Below are 17,723 nucleotides of genomic sequence, written 5' to 3' on the forward strand. Positions count from 1 at the left end.
ACAACAACCTACGAAACATTTTACTTTTACTTTAGATAGCCCTGAAAAAACCATGATAAATTGAATGGTTCCTTTTCAGGGCTTTAATAAAGCATCGAACAGTTATCAGACGTTGATGCTTTTTTTGTTGCAAAGCATGATGTACTTCTATTCATAATCATGAGAAAGAAGAGGTAGAAAATTATGAGATATGGACTTATCGGAGAAAAACTCGGGCATAGCTTCTCGAAAGAAATTCATGAGCGCATTGCTGATTATACGTATGATCTGATTCCCCTTTCCAAAGAAGCATTTCACGCATTTATGGAAAAACGTGATTTTACCGCAATCAATGTCACGATCCCTTATAAAAAAGAAGTCATCCCCTATTTAGATGAAATTGATGAGCATGCAAAAGCTATTGGTGCTGTAAATACCATTGTGAATAAAGAAGGCAAATTGATTGGCTATAATACAGATTTCACCGGTTTTCATTACATGGTAAAAAAGCATGATGTGCAAATGAAAGGCAAGAAGGTACTGATCATCGGCAACGGTGGAGCATCCGCAGCAATACAGGCTGTTGTGCAGCATGAACAAGCAAAACAAATGATCATTGTTGATGTGGTTGCAGGAAATGGTGCCATCACATATGATGAATGCTTTTTGCATCATCTAGATGCTGAAATTATCATTAACACCTCCCCTGTCGGCATGTATCCTCATATTGGCAATACTCCTATTGACATTACATTGTTTCACAAATGTGAAGCAGTTATGGATGTGATTTATAATCCAATTCTAACACGTTTCTGTTTAGAAGCCCAAAATGAAGGTATCAAACATGTCAACGGCTTAGAAATGCTCATTGCACAAGCAAAACAAAGCGTTGAGTATTTTCTGAACAAAACCATCGATGATGCCATCATAGATGAAATCTATCAAGATATGTTAATGAAACGCTGCAACATCGTTTTGATTGGCATGCCAAGTTCAGGAAAAACGACAATCGGTAAAATGCTAGCAAAACGGATGCAGAAAGAGTTCATTGATTTAGATGATAAGATTATTGAAAAAGCTGGTAAAAGCATTCCTGAAATTTTCACAGAAAGTGGAGAAGCTGGATTTCGCGCTATAGAAACAGAAGTTGCTATTGAGCTTGCGAAAACAAACAATAAGATTATCGCGACAGGCGGTGGCACTGTTAAGCATAAAGTGAATATGGATTACTTAAGACAAAATGGCATCACTATTTTCATTGATCGCGATGTCGATAAGTTAATTAGTGCTGACCCCAATCGTCCATTGTCAAGCAGTAAGGAAGCTTTGCATAAAATGTATACAGAGCGTATAGCGCTCTATCGAAAGTATGCAGCTTATATTGCGGTGAATAACACCGATATAGAAGAAACAGTTAGCGAAATTGAAACAGCTTATCACAGCGTTCTAATCAATGCTGTAAAAGATTAATAGAAAGAGGAAAAATTTATGATTATTACATTAAAGAAAAATGCGCCTAAAGACGAGGTCAATAAACTGATTCACAACTTTGAACAAAAAGGCTTATCTGTCACGATGATTCATGGTGATAATTATAATGTCTTTGGTCTAGTTGGAGATACCTCACGAGTTGATGAAAAATTAGTAAAAGCTCACCCTTTTGTAGAAAATGTTACTCGTATTGCCGCTCCATACAAAAAAGCTAATCGCTTATTTCATCCAGCAGATACTATAGTCGATGTAGCTGGTATCAAGGTTGGCGGTAAGGAAAAAATCGTTGTGATTGGTGGACCTTGCTCAGTAGAGGGTGATAAACAAATTATGGATATTGCCAAAAGTGTGAAAGAAGCCGGTGGCTGTATGCTGCGTGGAGGTGCTTATAAACCGCGTACCTCTCCATACGCTTTTCAAGGCATGGGGACAAAAGGCATTCAATGTATGATGCACGCAAGAGAAACATATGGCTTACCTATCGTCAGTGAGTTAATGAGTGTGGATAAGCTAGATGAATTTGTCGAAAATGTTGATTTGATTCAAATTGGTGCTCGCAACATGCAGAATTTCGATTTATTGAAAGCTGTGGGACGTGTGAAGAAACCAGTACTATTAAAACGTGGATTAGCAAATACCATTGAAGAATGGATCATGGCAGCAGAGTATATCATGTCAGAAGGAAATGAAAATGTCATCTTCTGTGAACGCGGGATTCGCACCTTTGAAACGTATACAAGAAACACCTTAGATTTATCGGTAATTCCAATTCTTAAAGAAAAAACGCATCTGCCGATCATTATTGACCCAAGTCATGCAACCGGTGATTGGAAATTAGTAGAATCTGCTTCTTTAGCAGCCATTGCCGCTGGAGCAGATGGATTGATTATCGAAGTTCATAATGATCCAGAAAATGCATGGAGCGATGGAGCGCAATCCTTAAAGCCAGAACGTTTTAAAGAAGTGATTGATAAAGGCAAAGCCATTGCCACTGTCATTGGTCGTGATATGTAACTCATACATTTTACGATCGTAAGCAAATCAAAAAAAGTCAGCTCATATATTGCATAAGATTGCAAATGAGTTGGCTTCTTTTTCGTTTACCATAACTTTCGTACTAGTATGATGCTTTTAACATTCCTATTTGTTCTATGTAGTTAAAGATAAGAAAAAGCTGAATCTAATGAGCAAAGAAAGGCAGCAATTAAATCAATACAACTTTCTACATCTTTCCAATCCGCCGTTTCAATAGAAGAATGCATATAGCGTAAAGGCAATGATACCAAACAGATAGGTACGCCTTCATTGCTCATATGAATCGTATCTCCATCTGTTGATGTAAACCCTGGCGTAACCTCCCATTGATATGCAATACCATGCTGTTTAGCCAAAGTCTCCATACGTTTATTCATTGCTTCATTCACAATACTGCTATGGCATAAAATAGCACCTTTCCCTAAAAAAATATCGCCGCCTTCATTATTCTGAACACCTTGATAATCACTGGCAAAGGTTACATCAACGATGATAGCGCAATCGGGTTTCACTGCTTTAACCGCATGGAACGCTCCACGCCGTGTTGTTTCCTCGCCTGTAGTAGTTGCTGCATACATACCAACAGAAGCTCCCATTTTCTTTGCTTTTCGCACTGCCTCTAAAATGATAAAAGCTCCACCTCGATCATCAATTGCTCTTGCGGCAAAGCGATTCTTTTGCAGTTCTTGCATATCCACTGCAGCACAGATAACATCGCCAAGCGACACTACTTTTTCACTTTCTTCCTTCGTATCACATCCGATATCTATTCGCAAATCATCACTGACGATTGTTCCCTTTGTTTCTAACATTTTATTACATATTACAACTCCATGAATCAGCTCTTTACCAACAATTTGTACATGTGTACCCAAGTATAAGATAGGATGTGCCCCTCCGGCCTTTATGACCCCTAATGTTCCATCAGGGTAGATACGATTCACATAAAAACCGATTTCATCTACGTGTGCACATAACAATACTTTTTGTTTTGCTTTTGCGTTCAAAACACTAATTAGGGTCTTACTGGCATCCATCCGACTATCTTCACATACATCCTTCATATATTCATAAATAATTTGTTGGATCGCTTTTTCTTTCCCACTTACAGAGATACATGTAAGTAATTCTTTCATAAATGTTTTATTCATCATTTCATCCATCCTTTCCAATTATCAAACATCACAAGATATCATGTCTCATTATTGATAACATCAGTATTCTATACTATAGAGTGTAACGTAATTGCTAGAAATATACGAAGGACCTGGCATTCTAAAAGCAAACATAAGCATAAACGATATGCATAAAAATGCTGTTCAGCGTTTGGTTAGAAACAGCTGTTTTTTTATATGCAAAAAAGAAGATACTCCTACATACCTTCTATTTTGCAATATATTGAATGGCAATGCACTGTGGCCCTCCCTGTGTAATGAAAGCCGGTGACAAATCCAATAATTCTATTTCACATTCGCTGAAGATAGATACTAGTTTTTCTTTGATCTTTCTTGCATCTTCTAAGGCATCTGCATGAGAGACAAAGATTTTATAATATTCATTTACGCCATCTTCTTTCATGAAGTCTACAATATGCTGCACTGCCTTACTTAAAGTTCTAGCAATATCAAACTTATCTAGCCGTGTACCGCCTTCTACTTTCTCCATGATCGGTTTAAGTTTCAAAAGACCGCCAATCGTTGCAGCCGCAGGTTTTAAACGTCCACCACGACGTAAGAAATCAAAATTTTGTGGAATCAAAAAGGAGTGTTCACTGGCAATACTGTGTTCCAGTTCCTGCACGATTTCTTTTACATTCTTTCCTAAATCACGAAGACGCACTGCCTTCTCCACTAAATAACGATGAGGTCCACATAATGTTTGTGAATTTAACACCGTAATTGAGGAAGCATTGCATGCCTGCTGCTTCGCCATACAAGCGGTTTGGTAGGTGCCTGACAAGCCATCAGCCATTGTGATATTTAAAATTTCTTCTTCTTTCGCATCTTCATATGCAGCCAACACTTCACCAATCGGTGGTTGTGAACTGCTGGGAACATGCCCTTCCTTTATTTTATCAAGAAACAATTTTGTATCAAAACATAAATCACGATACTGATGGTCATCAATGCTGACACATAAAGGCAAGACATCTACTCCCATATGGATGCCATCTTCTACCGTAAATAAAGCAGAAGTATCTGTTATAATTTTTACCATGTGAACTCCCTTTTCTAGCTGACAAGCTCCATCCGTTTTTTATAATCCGGCATATAATTTTCGATAATGTGATAAAATGCTTTTGAATGATTTGGCTGAATAAAATGTACAAATTCATGAAGAATTACATACTCAATAAATTCTAATGGGTAATGGATCAGCTTTCGATTCAAAGTAATGGACTGTTTGGCCGGTGTACAGCTTCCCCAACGACTTTTCATATCCCGCACTTTGATTTGAGGGTATGCGATATGATAGTCACTGAGCGAACGACACGTGAGCATTGCTACATCACTAAAGACATCCTTACACAATTTATCAATAAACTGATGAATGACCTTTTGCGGATCACTGTTTGTGCGATATTGCACATACAGATATTTATCATCATAGCTTACATGATTATACTTCCCCGTCATATATTTTATTTTCAAAGAATTACCAAACAACATCAGCTGATTCTCATCAAACACAGTACAATGGCTTCGTTCTTCCATCGATTTCTGGTGTTTGGCAATCCAACTGGCTTTACTACTGACGAAATCATCAATTTTATCCAGTGATACGAATGGATTTGCGCTAACGATGACTTCACCTTTCGTACTAATACGCATATTGATATTTTTCACTTGTTTAATTACCAATGTATAGGTAATCGGATATTTTTTACACTGTATTACTTTCTTGTTTCCATCCATAATTCTTACTACCTCAATCCTTGCGTGTGCATTTTATTATCTCATACTTAATGTGAAAAATAAATACTTTTTCCTTTTACATTTCTGGAATTTTTTTCATTTGTAATATTTTATTTTCCTATTTCATATTTTACGTTTTTATTAGTAAGAGTATTATAGCATGCTTTTACTTTTGATGGAGAAAAGATTTACTTTTTATACGAATATGCTAAAATGAATGCGGTGATTTTATGGCATACAATAACCCCTTCTCGTATAGTGATGATAATAAACGTTATCATACATGGAATTATTATTTAAAGCATCGTTATCATCAAAAAGTATTTAAAGTTCCTTTAAATGCCAATTTTTCCTGTCCGAATCGTGATGGAACCTGTGGTCAGGGCGGTTGCACCTTTTGTGGCAGCTTAGGCAGTGGTGAATATGCTGGAAATCTACAGGATGATTTAATGAAGCAATTTATGGATCGTCAGCAGATGATGCTTAGAAAATGGCCAAATGGTGGTAGTATTGCCTATTTTCAAGCATACACGAATACATATGCCCCTTTGCATGAGCTCAAACACTGTTTTCAACCATTTATGGAACGAAAAGATGTACTTGCCTTAAGCATTGCCACACGCGCAGATTGCTTAGAAGATGATAAGCTTGCTTATCTGCATTCCTTATGTAAAGAGAAAGATATTTGGATCGAGTTGGGATTACAAAGCATCTATGATCAAACAGCTCAACATTGCAATCGCGGTCACACATATGCACAGTTTTTAGATTGTCTGCAGCGCCTGGCAAAAACTGATATCAAAGTGGCGGTGCACTTAATTAATTCATTACCCTATGAAACCACAGATATGATGCTGGAAAGTGCCAAAGCATTAGCTACATTGCCTATTCACGCACTCAAACTTCACATGCTGCATATCATGAAGGATACGCAGATGGCAACAGAATATGAAAACCAACCATTTCCGTTATTATCATTAGAAGATTATGTAGATATCGTGATACGCCAGTTAGAAGTTTTGCCTCCGGAAATGATCATCCAACGATTGACTGGTGATGGTGTGAAAGAACTACTTATTGCGCCTGCTTGGACCTTGCACAAAGTAAATGTTTTAAACACCATCGATAAAGAGATGAAACGCCGTAATACTTGGCAAGGACGACTTTACTCCAAAAGCTGATAATCAGCTTTTCTTTTTTTTAGATAGGCACAAGCATAGGAAAAACGCATAGAGTAAAACAGGAGGTTTGTTATGAAAACCATTGCCATTACATGCCGTATGGAATCTTTTGATAGCCAATCAAAATGGTTCATTAATGCAACCTATGTGGATGCTTGTTCGCAATATGGTTGTGCCCTATTCCCCATTGTTTCCTATGCTTCATTAGCTGTAGCTGCCACAAGTTGTGATGCGCTCATCGTGTGTGGTGGTTATGATTTACGCAGCTATTATCTTCAAGAAATACCAGATGCCTCTTGCAACTTTTATGACCATGCACAGGATCATTTTGATTTTGCTTGTATACAAGCCTTTTTACAAAAACAAAAACCGATTTTAGGAATATGTCGAGGAATGCAATTACTTGCTGTATATTATGGCAGCAAGCTTTTCCAAAACATTGATATAAATACCCATGCCACACTACATGCTCATCCGTTATATTTCCCCAAAAACTCCATACTGCATCAACTTTATAGCGATGGTACCAGTTTCAATAGCTATCATCATCAAGCAGTAAAACAATGTGGTGAACAATTGGATATATTAGCTTATAGTAAAGAACAATATGTGGAAGCCTTTCTCCATAAACAACTTCCCGTTCTTGGTGTACAATGGCATCCGGAAAAAATGGAAAACGATCAACTATTTCCTTATTTCTTAGATGTTGTTTGTGAGCGTAGCTTGCGCCGGCTTTGATACCAGCGATACAACATCCATACTAGAATTAATAAAGAAAACCAAGTTCCAAAAGCATCCACATGAATGATGGTTCCCAAACTCTTTAATCCATAAGTTACGATGATACTGCGTAAAAGTCGAGCCATGCCATCACACAGCGTAAAGGAAAGAAAAGGCATTTTGGTAAAGCCAGCCAAATAAGCCAGTAAGAAATCAGGGATTGGCGTAATACCTCCGATGAACACAGCAAGCAATCCATGTTTGCGCATCAAAGTTTCTCCCTTTTCGATATCTTCATCACTGGCAATATGAGCAAGTGCTTTACGACCGACGCTGTATGCAATGCCATATCCGATAGCACCGCCAATGCAAGTACCAATTGCACCTTCAAAGGAATATAACAGCCATTTTTCCGGATGCTTTAAGCATAATGGAGTCAGCACGACTTCTAATGATGGAAGAGGTAAAAAAGCTTTTAAAATGGCATATAAAATAAGTCCTACATCCTGCCAAAGGGTAAAAAAAGCCTGCAAGTTCATGAAATCCCTCCCGTTTTCAGTATACTTGCAGTCAAGATAAATTATGTTATAGTAAAAGCACTTAGATTGGGATCATCATCTGATTATTTTTCAAATTCATAAGCATCTTGATAACGTCCTTTATATCGATACAAATATGCCTCTTCTTCAAATTTATCAAAGGCCAAATGTGCATCAAACATACACAACAACAAAGCAAAAATGGCATTTAACGAAGTATTACGTAAACGGACAGTAGGTTTTGCATCCATCGTAAATTCGGCAAGCTGCATTTCTTTATCAATACATAAGATTGTTTTTTTGGTGGCATGATAACCACCATAAAAGCGATAAAAAACATCCTTCCATGCCACTTCATAGCCTTCTTTAAAACCATGCATTTCACCTTGTTTATCATCTTTTGCATAAATTGTAAAATCTTCCGTATGTTTACGGATAAAACGCGTATACCATTTTTGTATCTGATACATTCCTAATACTTCTTCGCCATACATATTCTTTAGATAGACACACAAAAGACCCTGCTCTTTTTCTTCTTCAATCGTATAAATCGCATGCCCATTTTCTTGAATGATCGTTTGCCCATTCTCTTTGCATAAGACAAGTTCCATAAGGAAATCCTCCTTCATGAAAAAGCTCTTGAACCCAAAAGTCAAGAGCTTTTTCTATTTCAACCCACTATCGTAGGGTCACACAGTCTACTCTTACATAGACATTATAAGAAATTTTTTGTTATTTTTCAAGCTAATGGAAAAGGAAATCCAACAGTGGTGTCATTTCTAATAATACAGGAGCTAAGATCAATGAAATCACTGACATTAATTTGATTAAGATATCCATTGCCGGTCCTGCCGTATCTTTAAAGGGATCACCGACCGTATCTCCTGTGATGGCCGCTTTATGAGCCTCACTTCCCTTACCACCGCAAGCACCGGACTCAATATATTTCTTAGCATTATCCCATGCACCACCGGAATTCGCCATAAACACCGCCAACATGATTGCTGACATCAATGCGCCAATCAGCAGTCCTCCAAGACCTTTTGTTCCTAGAAGGATACCAGTCGCGATGGGTGAAATCACCGCAATCAACCCAGGCAGAATCATTTCTTTTAAAGCTGCTTGTGTAGAAATATCAACACATTGTGCATAATCCGGCTTACTTGTACCTTTCATAATACCGGGATCCGCCTTAAATTGTCGGCGAACTTCTTCAATCATCTGATTCGCCGCTTTTCCTACCGACTTTATTGTTAAAGAAGTAAAGAAAAATGGGAGCATTGCACCAATCAGTAAGGCGATGATCACACCTGGTTCTAATAGTGATATGACATCTAGATGAGCAAGCTGGGAATAAGCGACTATCATTGCTAACGCGGTAAAGGCCGCAGAGCCAATACAGAATCCCTTACCGACTGCTGCTGTGGTATTCCCTACTGAATCTAAATGATCTGTGATTTCTCGCACATGCTCTTCCATATTACTCATTTCAGCAATACCTCCGGCATTATCAGCTATTGGTCCATAAGCATCCACAGATACAGTAATACCGGCAGTTGAAAGCATACCGACTGCACCTAAGGCTATACCATACATTCCAAAAAACAGATAGCTGGCAGCAATACCAGCAGCCAACAAGAGAATTGTTAAAGCTGTCGATTGCATACCGATACTAAAACCGGAAATAATATTGGTCGCATGACCGGTTAATGATTGCTCAGCTATTTCTTTTACATGACGATACGAATCACTTGTGTAATACTCGGCAATACGTCCAATAAAGACACCAACAACTAATCCACTTAGAATGGAATAGAAAGGATAGACATCATTAAATACAAAATAGCTTAATAGTAAAGAGCCTACTAATACTACCAAAGTAGAAACATAAGTTGCAATATTTAAAGCTTTTGCAGGGTTATCCCATTCTTTGGCTCGGACAAAGACTTGTGCAAAGATACTAGATAAAATACCCAAAGCCGCAATCAGTATAGGAAACATTAAGGAACTTATTCCCATGTGTTCACCCTGCACTGCCATATAACTGATACCCAGGGATATTGCGGAAACGATTGCCCCAACATAGGACTCACACAAATCACTTCCCATACCCGCGATATCCCCAACATTATCTCCGACATTATCGGCGATGACCGCCGGATTACGTGGATCATCTTCTGGAATACCACTTTCTACCTTACCTACTAAGTCTGCACCAACATCGGCAGCTTTTGTATAAATACCACCACCGACTCTGGCAAATAATGCGATAAAACTACACCCTAAACTGTATCCACTGATGACGTGTGCTGCCAGATACATATCTTTTGTAAAGAAATAAAAACCGCAAAATAAAACACTTAAACCTAATAAACCAAATCCAACTACACACAACCCCAAAACAGAACCACCACTGAATGCAATACGTAAAGCCTTTGGCATACCGTTGTCATGTGCTGCCTGTGTTACACGGGCATTTGCTTTTGTTGCCGTCAACATACCACAAAAACCTGCTACACCAGAACAAAGGGTTCCAATAAGAAAACAGAAAGCAGCTCCCGGTCCTACACCATCTGCATGTTGCAAAGATGGAATTAAACCTAAAGAAGCCAATAAGACAGCTACTACGATAATGAATAGAATAATGATCTTGTATTCACGCGATAAAAAAGCCATTGCCCCCTCGTGAATAAAACTGGAAAGGTTTTCCAGCAGATGCATGTGGATCTTCTCTTTCTTGACACTGCCGTAAAGATAGCGCGCATAGAACAGCGCCGCAATAGATACCCCTATAGCAATGCCAAGAAACGCAAAGACGTTGTCGTCGTTAATCATTCCAATTCGCCTCCTTGTAAGCGATTACATGTTTTCATTATACACCTGATTGATGGATATCGCAATGTGTTCTTTTGGTATTCTATCAAAAAAAGTACAAAGAAACCAAGCAGCGTGATGTGTAATTATTTATCGTTTGATATTTTGAAAATAGGGCTATTTAGTTAAATACATTTATAAAAAAACATCCGCATAGGATGTCAGGATTGTTTTGCTATCACTTGTTTACGTAAATGTAAATACCAAAGAATTAGTACAACTGGCAAAAGGGTAAAGGCAGCTATCATATACAACGTCATATCATACCCTATTCTCTTGCATAAATAACTTGTGATAATCGGAGTCAGTAAACCACTGACACCAACAAAGATTGCCATGGCAAACATTTGTGCACTGCTAAACAATTTGCGTGGTGTAATTTCTTTGATCAATATCTTGCTGCTTAGCATGATAATCGGTAACGTCACTAACTGTAAAGATGCTGCTGCGATGATTGCCCATGCAACACTAAACACTCCGTATAAGAAAAACTTTAGGCCATACATCACCGTACCAAACAATAAAAGCATGCCTGGTTTTACACGTTTTAAAATAGCGGAAGCAAATAAGAAGAGTGGTACTTCCATAAATGACTGTACTGCCCACTTAATCCCTACAGCACTCGTATCAGCACCAATCGCTAACATCTTATCAATGACGACATATTGATCTGCCGTACCAATCATGTAAATCATTAAATAAATCAACACGAGTAATAAGTATAAGCGATTCGTAAGCAATTCTTTTAAACTTTCTAAACGTACATGTTCGCTCTTCTTTTTTTGTGCATCCACGCTTTTCCAAAAAAAGAAGAGCAGGCATATGCTGACTCCTATTAGCATAAATAGTAAAAAATCATATCCGAAAGCATGAATGACACTGCCTGCGATCGGTGAACCAATGGTCAATCCTAAAGCACCGGCAGCTCGCAATCTGCCATAATTTTCCTCATCAACCTCTAGCATCCATGTTTCATTCAGTCCCATAATGACCTTTACCATTCCTCCACTAAGCGAAACAGCAAAAAGATGATAATAAAACAATTGTTTATGTATGATAAACATCATGATACTACCTGCTATCATAAAACCATATGCCAATAAGAAAAAAGGCTTTAATCTCTTAAATCGATCGCATAAATAACCAAACAGAAATTGTCCGATGATAGCAATAATAGCACTTCCTGCTAAGATATAACCACGCTCAACTACATCATACCCTACCTTTCCCAAATAAGGAATTATTTGTGTATTCACCATAGAAATTGCCGCAAACACGAAAAAATTCAAGCTGTAAAGAATCCATCGTTTCTTTTGTTTCATACCATCACATCCTATCATTAGTATGATTCATAAAGCCTTATGTCATACCCACAGCAAATGAAAACAACTTTGCTATCATAAAAAAAGTAGTGTATAATAAGATACAAGAAACGGGTGATACTATGCAGCAGGAAAGTATGGATACAAAAAGCATATTAGCAACTGCTCTTATGGAATTGACCTCACGCAAGAATTTTGCAAAAATTACGATTGCGGATATAACACATGTCAGTGGTTTTAATCGTCAAACGTTTTATTATCATTTCCGTGATAAATACGAGTTGCTGAGCTGGATTTATGAACAAGAGGCCAGTCAAGTGTTTGATGAAGACATCTCTTTAGAAAACTGGCATCGCTACATGGCTGTATTATTACAACATATTCGTAATAACAAATGGTTTTACAGCAATACGATTCGTCATGATGAAAGCTACTTCCAAAATTTTATCTTCACACTAACAAGCACCCTTTTTTATAAAGCTATTGATGCTTTAGATTTACATCATCAGCTTGATGCTTCGGATAAAAAATTTTATGCTGAATTTTTCAGTTTTGGTATCAGTGGTGTTGTGATTAATTGGATCAAATCGGATATGAAAGAGAGTCCCGAACAGGTTGCCAGTGCCTTGAAAAGTTTAGCCCAGGATTCTGAAAAACTGGCTTATGAGAAATATCGCGAATCCTATCGTAAAATGAAAGGAACTACCTAAATGAAACAACCTATTGAACATTATGAAAACCGTGCAGGTGGAAAAGGAACCATGCACATAGAACGTCTTTTATCACCAGAAGAAATGGGTCCACATGTGAAAATGTATGCTCGCGTAACAATTGATGTTGGATCTTCGTTGGGATATCATGCTCATCACGGAGATAGTGAAACTTATTATATTCTTGAAGGAAAAGCTCGTTATCATGACAATGGCACTATACGTATTTTAGAACCATTTGATGTAACGCATACTCCAGATGGAGCATCGCATGGCATTGAAAACATTGGTACGACGCCTTTGGTGTTTATGGCACTCATTATTTCTTCTGTAAGATAAAAACAACGTTATGCAATGAAAAACGATTTTCAAAGGAAAAGAGCAGATTCCCTGCTCTTTTGTTGTTCTTATTCAACTCATATACTTGTATTTAATGTTAAACCCATTTTCATTACGCAAATGGCTCTATTCATGAAAGGATAAGCAAATACCTGGTATTATAAACAATACATATGCTGGAACATAAGCGGAGAAAATAGGATATCTTATCATACCAGAGAGCCAAGGCAAGGTATGAAAGAAAAAAGTATCCACTAAAACAATCGTATAACACGTCAGCAATATGACACCCATCATGGTCAAAGTTGTATTTACATAAGTGATACGCTTACTACATAATGCATATGTGAGCAAAGTGATGCCATACGCCATACAGCCATATTTTATGACAGACCAAAAAGAACTAATCAATACTTCTTTATCTATTGCCAAGGCAACTAGAATACAGATACAGGCAAGCGCAAACAAACCTTTTTTCATTCACCTAATACCTTATGAATCAAAGACTGTTTTGCTTGTGGAACAGCGGAAAATGTATACGCGTCATAAAAATCCTGCAACCATTGTTTTGCTAATGGATGATTGCTATGCACATACGCAAGTACATCTCCTGTTTGCACATAATCGCCATCCTTTTTATTTAAAACGATACCAACAGAAGGATCTATGCGATCTTCTTTTACCATACGTCCGGCCCCAAGCTGCATCGCTAATGTTCCTAATTGCAAGGCATGCAGTTCTTTTACATAACCATCACATAACGCCTTTACCTCAAAAATGGCTTTTGCTTTTGGTAATGTTTCTGGATGTTTAATCTGTTCTACATTGCCTCCTTGGGCCTGTACCATTGCTATTAATTTTTCAAAAGCCTTCCCATTTTTAATAACTTCCATCAACATCGCCCTAGCTTGTGACTCACTATTTGCAAGATGAGCCTGCTGTAACATAATACTGCCAGCTTTCAAGCATAATTCAGTAAAATCCTGCGGGCCTTCCCCTTTTAAGGTAGCTATTGCTTCCTTTACTTCTAAGGCATTTCCAATGGCATTGCCTAAAGGCTGATTCATGCTGGAAATCATGGCTCTAACATCTTTATGGAAATGCTTACCGATTGCTATCATCGTTTCGGCCAATTCTTCTGCTTTTTGTGCAGTTTCCATAAAAGCCCCTTCACCATACTTTACATCTAACAAAATGGTATCACTGCCAGCAGCTAATTTTTTTGACATGATGCTGGAGGCTATCAACGGTATTGAATTCACAGTAGCCGTGACATCTCGTAAAGCATATAATTTTTTATCCGCAGGTACTAATCGTTGCGTTTGTCCAATGATTGCCAAACCGATGGTATTGACTTGTTCAAGAAATTCCTGTTCATTTAAATCCACGCGAAAACCTTCAATACTTTCTGCCTTATCTAAAGTGCCGCCGGTATGACCTAAGCCGCGTCCACTCATCTTTGCTACCTTGGCGCCACAGGCTGCTACCATCGGTGCTAAGGATAAGCTTGTTTTATCACCTACGCCACCTGTAGAATGCTTGTCACATTTCACACCAGAAATCGCAGACAGATCCATGACATCTCCACTATACAACATTTCTTCACATAAGCAGGCCGTTTCCTGAGCATCCATACCATTAAAGTAAATAGCCATCAAGAGTGCACTCACCTGATAATCAGGGATGGTGCCTTTCACATAACCATCAATGAAAAAATGTAATTCTTCTTTTGTCAAGGATGCTTTTTCTTTCTTTTTTTCTATGATATCGACAAACCTCATAAAGATGCTCCTTTCTTTTTTCGCAATAAGCGAAAAAATTGAAATTTTGTATATCTAATTTGCTCTTTCACCATAAAGTCTTTCTCATCAAACTTAGGAAAAAATACCGTTCCTTCATAGGTGTCAGGAAGAAGTGAAAGCCATAACTCATCTGCATATGGTAAAGACTGCTCATATGTTTGCGCACCACCACAGATGAGTAATGGCTGTGCTTGTGGTTTCCAATTGAAGATGACTTTTTGCAGGGAAGTTTCGATATATTCATACCCTGGTTTGCCTGCATAGTCAGGATTCCTAGTTAAAACATGAACGTGTCGTTGCGGCAATGTACTTTCCATCGCCTCCCATGTTTCTCTTCCTATGAGTACATGCTGATGGAGGGTTTTCAGTTTAAAAAATGCCAATTCTTCTGGCACATGCCAAGGCATTTTATCATGATTACCAATAAGTCCATGTGCATCCAGAGCAGCCATGAGAACAATCATGCGACTGTCTTAAGAGCAGCAAGCTCTTCCTGTGTCAGCGCTCGCCACTCGCCCACTTCTAAATGATCATCTAATCGCAAAGGCCCCATAGCTACGCGTTTTAAATACAGTACCTCATTGCCAACAGCTGAAAACATCCGTTTTATCTGATGATAGCGGCCCTCTTCAATGTGAAAGAAACAGCTTGTTTCATTAATGACTTCTAATGCAGCACATAATACTGTTTTTTCATCTAAAATGATGCTTCCATTGCACAATGTTTTAATTGCCGTTTCATCTAAACATAGCTGATGCTCGACATAATAGGTTTTACGTACATGGTGCTTAGGTGATAGTAAGTGATGCGCTAGTTTCCCATCATTGCTAATGAGCACCAGCCCTTCCGTATCCATATCTAATCTTCCAACTGGGAAGCAGCCTTTGGGCAACATGACATCAAAACAATCTAACACTGTTTCATGTTCACTATCCTGAGTAGCACAAATGACTCCACTTGGTTTATTCAGCATCAAATAGACGAAAGGTTCATAATAAATATGTTCCCCATCGAGTTGAACCAAATCATCTTCTTCCACATGCATATCATCTTTTACCACCAATTCACCATTCACACGTACATGTTTTTTGCGAATTAGTTGTTTCACTTCTTTACGTGTTCCCACACCGGCATGGGATAAATATTTATCTAATCGCATATTATCCTCTCTTCCGTTTCTTAAATAATACAGCAAAATCCAAGTGTAATAACGTTTGTGGCAAATGGAATACATACGTGAACGCAAAGTAGCCAATACAAGAAATACCGCCAGCAAAGGCCATTTGTATAAATGCCATGCCACGTCCTGCCTCATAATTTCCACGAAGTCCTAAATGAAAGCACAGTTGTGCAAGTATCCATAAAATACCACAACCGCATAGGATGACGAAAAGTCGATGCAAGGTATATTTCCATTGAATATCATGATGTTTTGTTAGTTCATACAAACTGATGCTAATATTCAGCATAGCTGAAATCACCGTGGAAAACACTAAGCCTTGGTAGCTAAATTTTACCAGCATGATATAGCTAAGGGCAAATTTCACAACGACTTGAATTGTCGTATTACGCACAGAATTGCGTCGTAACCCCGTAGCCACCATTAAATTGGTAACAATTGGAGTCATCGTATCTAGAAAAGCGACAATGGAAAACCAGCGAATAATCTGGGCTACTGCCGGGATGTCTTTAGCATGTTCCGGCGGAAATAGTGTAACGATCAGCGGTTCAGCAAACACATATAGGCAAAACGATACCGGTAAAGCAATATACAAAACGATATCTATGCAATCGCGGATGTTTTTACGTACCTGTTTCATATTATGTTGCGTTATGGCACTTGTAATATGGGGAATGATCGCACTGGAAAAACCTGGTGCCAATACCATGGGAATACTCATCAACTTAACAACCTTATAATTAATAGTAGATGAAATCAGGGTGATTTCACTTCCTGAAAGACCATGCCCCTTTAAACCTTTTTGTAAGAACAATGTGTTAATAATGCTATCACTATAGCCTAATAAAGCTATTAACATAAACGGTATGGATACATATAACAATTCCTTTAAAATCTCTCTGCTTTCAATCTTATTTTCAAAGGCTTGTTCATGTGCCAATCGTCGTATTTCTTTCATTCGCTTACGATCATAAAATTTAAGATGGATCATCGCCGTGATAGCTGCAACGCTCGTTGAGAAAACGCCAAAATATACAGTCCATATATGATCACCATGAAAGATATAAACAGCGATGCTGGAAGCAATCAGCACAAACGAAGCATTTGCTAGCTGTTCCAAAACTTGTGACAATGAATAGATTTCCATCTCTTTCAATCCCTGATAAAACCCACGCATACTACTCAGAATCGGCACAAAGAACAAAGCAAAACTGGAGCCGACAAATGCCCAACGTAAATCATCTGCACTTCCTGCCCCATCGTACATCATATGCGCAATTGGTTTGGAAAACAGCATAAATAACAACATCATGACAAATCCTAAAGAAATCATCAATCGCGTGCTGAGCTTTTTCACAAAAATACTTGTCTTATAATCACCTTTTGTCGTGTAACGAGCTACCAGTGTTGCTATTGCAAAAGGAAAGCCCGCCTGACATACATTTAATAAATACATATAGAGCGATTGGGTAATCGCATAATATTCGACGTTGACATTGGTACCCAAAATATTATTGAATGGTATTGCATAAATCAGTCCAATCAATTTGGCAAAAAAGATACCAGCAGAGCTTACCAATGCTCCGGCGACGATTGACTGTTTTCTTTTTGTACTTCTTGTGTTATCCTTCATGAA

The 17,723-nt window shown here is 38.1% G+C and carries 18 protein-coding genes; 6 read left to right on the top strand and 12 right to left on the bottom strand.

Features of this window, described 5'->3' with window-relative positions:
• The first annotated feature begins 183 nt into the window (after positions 1–183).
• Together EDD61_RS01000 and aroF are read left to right on the top strand one after the other, a co-directional pair.
• Positions 184–1,449, top strand: a complete 1,266-nt coding sequence (locus tag EDD61_RS01000) for a shikimate kinase (RefSeq protein WP_132223341.1) — start codon at positions 184–186, stop codon at positions 1,447–1,449.
• Positions 1,450–1,467: 18 nt separating this feature from the next.
• Complete coding sequence (gene aroF, locus EDD61_RS01005; RefSeq protein ID WP_008688550.1) at positions 1,468–2,484, top strand: 3-deoxy-7-phosphoheptulonate synthase; 1,017 nt, start codon at positions 1,468–1,470, stop codon at positions 2,482–2,484.
• 143 nt (positions 2,485–2,627) lie between these two features.
• On the opposite strand, the gene EDD61_RS01010 is transcribed toward aroF, so the two are convergent.
• The 3 genes from EDD61_RS01010 to EDD61_RS01020 form a co-directional block, all read right to left on the bottom strand.
• Entirely contained in the window at positions 2,628–3,656 is a 1,029-nt protein-coding gene (locus EDD61_RS01010) for a zinc-binding metallopeptidase family protein (RefSeq protein ID WP_207900922.1), read from the bottom strand.
• A 232-nt stretch (positions 3,657–3,888) separates the two neighbouring features.
• Positions 3,889–4,722, bottom strand: a complete 834-nt coding sequence (locus EDD61_RS01015; RefSeq protein ID WP_132223347.1) for a DegV family protein — start codon at positions 4,720–4,722, stop codon at positions 3,889–3,891.
• A gap of 14 nt (positions 4,723–4,736) precedes the next feature.
• Entirely contained in the window at positions 4,737–5,420 is a 684-nt protein-coding gene (locus EDD61_RS01020; RefSeq protein WP_008688553.1) for a M48 family metallopeptidase, read from the bottom strand.
• Positions 5,421–5,650: 230 nt separating this feature from the next.
• Here EDD61_RS01020 and mnmL point away from each other — a divergent pair, with 230 nt between their 5' ends.
• Together mnmL and EDD61_RS01030 are read left to right on the top strand one after the other, a co-directional pair.
• Positions 5,651–6,601: a tRNA modification radical SAM protein MnmL/YtqA gene (mnmL, locus tag EDD61_RS01025; RefSeq protein WP_132223350.1), complete on the top strand. Its 951-nt coding sequence runs from the start codon at positions 5,651–5,653 to the stop codon at positions 6,599–6,601.
• Positions 6,602–6,673: 72 nt separating this feature from the next.
• On the top strand, positions 6,674–7,339 hold the full coding sequence (locus EDD61_RS01030; protein ID WP_008688555.1) for a gamma-glutamyl-gamma-aminobutyrate hydrolase family protein: 666 nt from the start codon (positions 6,674–6,676) through the stop codon (positions 7,337–7,339).
• Here EDD61_RS01030 and EDD61_RS01035 read toward each other — a convergent pair.
• From EDD61_RS01035 to EDD61_RS01050, 4 genes are all read right to left on the bottom strand, one after another.
• A complete protein-coding gene (locus EDD61_RS01035; RefSeq protein WP_008688556.1) occupies positions 7,294–7,860 on the bottom strand; it encodes a YqaA family protein in 567 nt (188 codons plus the stop codon). The two genes, EDD61_RS01030 and EDD61_RS01035, sit on opposite strands and share 46 nt — an antisense overlap.
• Before the next feature lie 83 nt (positions 7,861–7,943).
• Entirely contained in the window at positions 7,944–8,471 is a 528-nt protein-coding gene (locus EDD61_RS01040; protein ID WP_132223353.1) for a hypothetical protein, read from the bottom strand.
• A 133-nt stretch (positions 8,472–8,604) separates the two neighbouring features.
• Positions 8,605–10,695 (bottom strand): sodium-translocating pyrophosphatase, encoded by a 2,091-nt coding sequence (locus tag EDD61_RS01045; protein WP_008688558.1) that lies wholly within the window; start codon positions 10,693–10,695, stop codon positions 8,605–8,607.
• A gap of 200 nt (positions 10,696–10,895) precedes the next feature.
• The gene (locus EDD61_RS01050; RefSeq protein ID WP_132223356.1) at positions 10,896–12,056 is read right to left on the bottom strand and encodes an MFS transporter; all 1,161 of its coding nucleotides are present in this window, start codon (positions 12,054–12,056) and stop codon (positions 10,896–10,898) included.
• A gap of 137 nt (positions 12,057–12,193) precedes the next feature.
• Between EDD61_RS01050 and EDD61_RS01055 the strand changes: the two genes are divergently transcribed.
• Together EDD61_RS01055 and EDD61_RS01060 are read left to right on the top strand one after the other, a co-directional pair.
• Entirely contained in the window at positions 12,194–12,766 is a 573-nt protein-coding gene (locus EDD61_RS01055) for a TetR/AcrR family transcriptional regulator C-terminal domain-containing protein (protein WP_008688560.1), read from the top strand.
• Entirely contained in the window at positions 12,767–13,105 is a 339-nt protein-coding gene (locus EDD61_RS01060) for a cupin domain-containing protein (RefSeq protein ID WP_008688570.1), read from the top strand.
• A 126-nt stretch (positions 13,106–13,231) separates the two neighbouring features.
• Here EDD61_RS01060 and EDD61_RS01065 read toward each other — a convergent pair whose 3' ends face one another.
• Genes EDD61_RS01065 through EDD61_RS01085 form a run of 5 tightly spaced genes read right to left on the bottom strand, consistent with a single transcriptional unit; the run spans position 13,232 to position 17,720 of the window.
• Complete coding sequence (locus EDD61_RS01065) at positions 13,232–13,585, bottom strand: hypothetical protein (RefSeq protein ID WP_132223359.1); 354 nt, start codon at positions 13,583–13,585, stop codon at positions 13,232–13,234.
• Positions 13,582–14,886 (bottom strand): pyrimidine-nucleoside phosphorylase, encoded by a 1,305-nt coding sequence (locus tag EDD61_RS01070; RefSeq protein ID WP_132223362.1) that lies wholly within the window; start codon positions 14,884–14,886, stop codon positions 13,582–13,584. Before EDD61_RS01070 ends, EDD61_RS01065 begins: the two co-directional genes overlap by 4 nt.
• The gene (locus EDD61_RS01075) at positions 14,883–15,371 is read right to left on the bottom strand and encodes a dihydrofolate reductase (RefSeq protein ID WP_132223365.1); all 489 of its coding nucleotides are present in this window, start codon (positions 15,369–15,371) and stop codon (positions 14,883–14,885) included. The genes EDD61_RS01070 and EDD61_RS01075 overlap by 4 nt, the downstream gene beginning before the upstream one ends.
• A complete protein-coding gene (locus EDD61_RS01080) occupies positions 15,368–16,066 on the bottom strand; it encodes a pseudouridine synthase (protein ID WP_132223368.1) in 699 nt (232 codons plus the stop codon). The genes EDD61_RS01075 and EDD61_RS01080 overlap by 4 nt, the downstream gene beginning before the upstream one ends.
• A 1-nt stretch (position 16,067) precedes the next feature.
• Positions 16,068–17,720 carry an oligosaccharide flippase family protein gene (locus EDD61_RS01085; protein WP_132223371.1) on the bottom strand — a complete coding sequence of 551 codons (1,653 nt, stop codon included), beginning with the start codon at positions 17,718–17,720 and terminating at the stop codon, positions 16,068–16,070.
• Positions 17,721–17,723: the final 3 nt, after the last annotated feature.

It is taken from the genome of Longicatena caecimuris, assembly GCF_004341945.1.
GTDB classification, from domain to species: domain Bacteria; phylum Bacillota_I; class Bacilli_A; order Erysipelotrichales; family Erysipelotrichaceae; genus Longicatena; species Longicatena caecimuris.

Excerpts from the sequence above, each read along its gene's own strand:
- EDD61_RS01000 (WP_132223341.1), top strand. The coding sequence starts at position 184 with ATGAGATATGGACTTATCGGAGAAAAACTCGGGCATAGCTTCTCGAAA.
- aroF (WP_008688550.1), top strand. The coding sequence starts at position 1,468 with ATGATTATTACATTAAAGAAAAATGCGCCTAAAGACGAGGTCAATAAA.
- EDD61_RS01010 (WP_207900922.1), bottom strand. The coding sequence starts at position 3,656 with ATGAATAAAACATTTATGAAAGAATTACTTACATGTATCTCTGTAAGT.
- EDD61_RS01015 (WP_132223347.1), bottom strand. The coding sequence starts at position 4,722 with ATGGTAAAAATTATAACAGATACTTCTGCTTTATTTACGGTAGAAGAT.
- EDD61_RS01020 (WP_008688553.1), bottom strand. The coding sequence starts at position 5,420 with ATGGATGGAAACAAGAAAGTAATACAGTGTAAAAAATATCCGATTACC.
- mnmL (WP_132223350.1), top strand. The coding sequence starts at position 5,651 with ATGGCATACAATAACCCCTTCTCGTATAGTGATGATAATAAACGTTAT.
- EDD61_RS01030 (WP_008688555.1), top strand. The coding sequence starts at position 6,674 with ATGAAAACCATTGCCATTACATGCCGTATGGAATCTTTTGATAGCCAA.
- EDD61_RS01035 (WP_008688556.1), bottom strand. The coding sequence starts at position 7,860 with ATGAACTTGCAGGCTTTTTTTACCCTTTGGCAGGATGTAGGACTTATT.
- EDD61_RS01040 (WP_132223353.1), bottom strand. The coding sequence starts at position 8,471 with ATGGAACTTGTCTTATGCAAAGAGAATGGGCAAACGATCATTCAAGAA.
- EDD61_RS01045 (WP_008688558.1), bottom strand. The coding sequence starts at position 10,695 with ATGATTAACGACGACAACGTCTTTGCGTTTCTTGGCATTGCTATAGGG.
- EDD61_RS01050 (WP_132223356.1), bottom strand. The coding sequence starts at position 12,056 with ATGAAACAAAAGAAACGATGGATTCTTTACAGCTTGAATTTTTTCGTG.
- EDD61_RS01055 (WP_008688560.1), top strand. The coding sequence starts at position 12,194 with ATGGATACAAAAAGCATATTAGCAACTGCTCTTATGGAATTGACCTCA.
- EDD61_RS01060 (WP_008688570.1), top strand. The coding sequence starts at position 12,767 with ATGAAACAACCTATTGAACATTATGAAAACCGTGCAGGTGGAAAAGGA.
- EDD61_RS01065 (WP_132223359.1), bottom strand. The coding sequence starts at position 13,585 with ATGAAAAAAGGTTTGTTTGCGCTTGCCTGTATCTGTATTCTAGTTGCC.
- EDD61_RS01070 (WP_132223362.1), bottom strand. The coding sequence starts at position 14,886 with ATGAGGTTTGTCGATATCATAGAAAAAAAGAAAGAAAAAGCATCCTTG.
- EDD61_RS01075 (WP_132223365.1), bottom strand. The coding sequence starts at position 15,371 with ATGATTGTTCTCATGGCTGCTCTGGATGCACATGGACTTATTGGTAAT.
- EDD61_RS01080 (WP_132223368.1), bottom strand. The coding sequence starts at position 16,066 with ATGCGATTAGATAAATATTTATCCCATGCCGGTGTGGGAACACGTAAA.
- EDD61_RS01085 (WP_132223371.1), bottom strand. The coding sequence starts at position 17,720 with ATGAAGGATAACACAAGAAGTACAAAAAGAAAACAGTCAATCGTCGCC.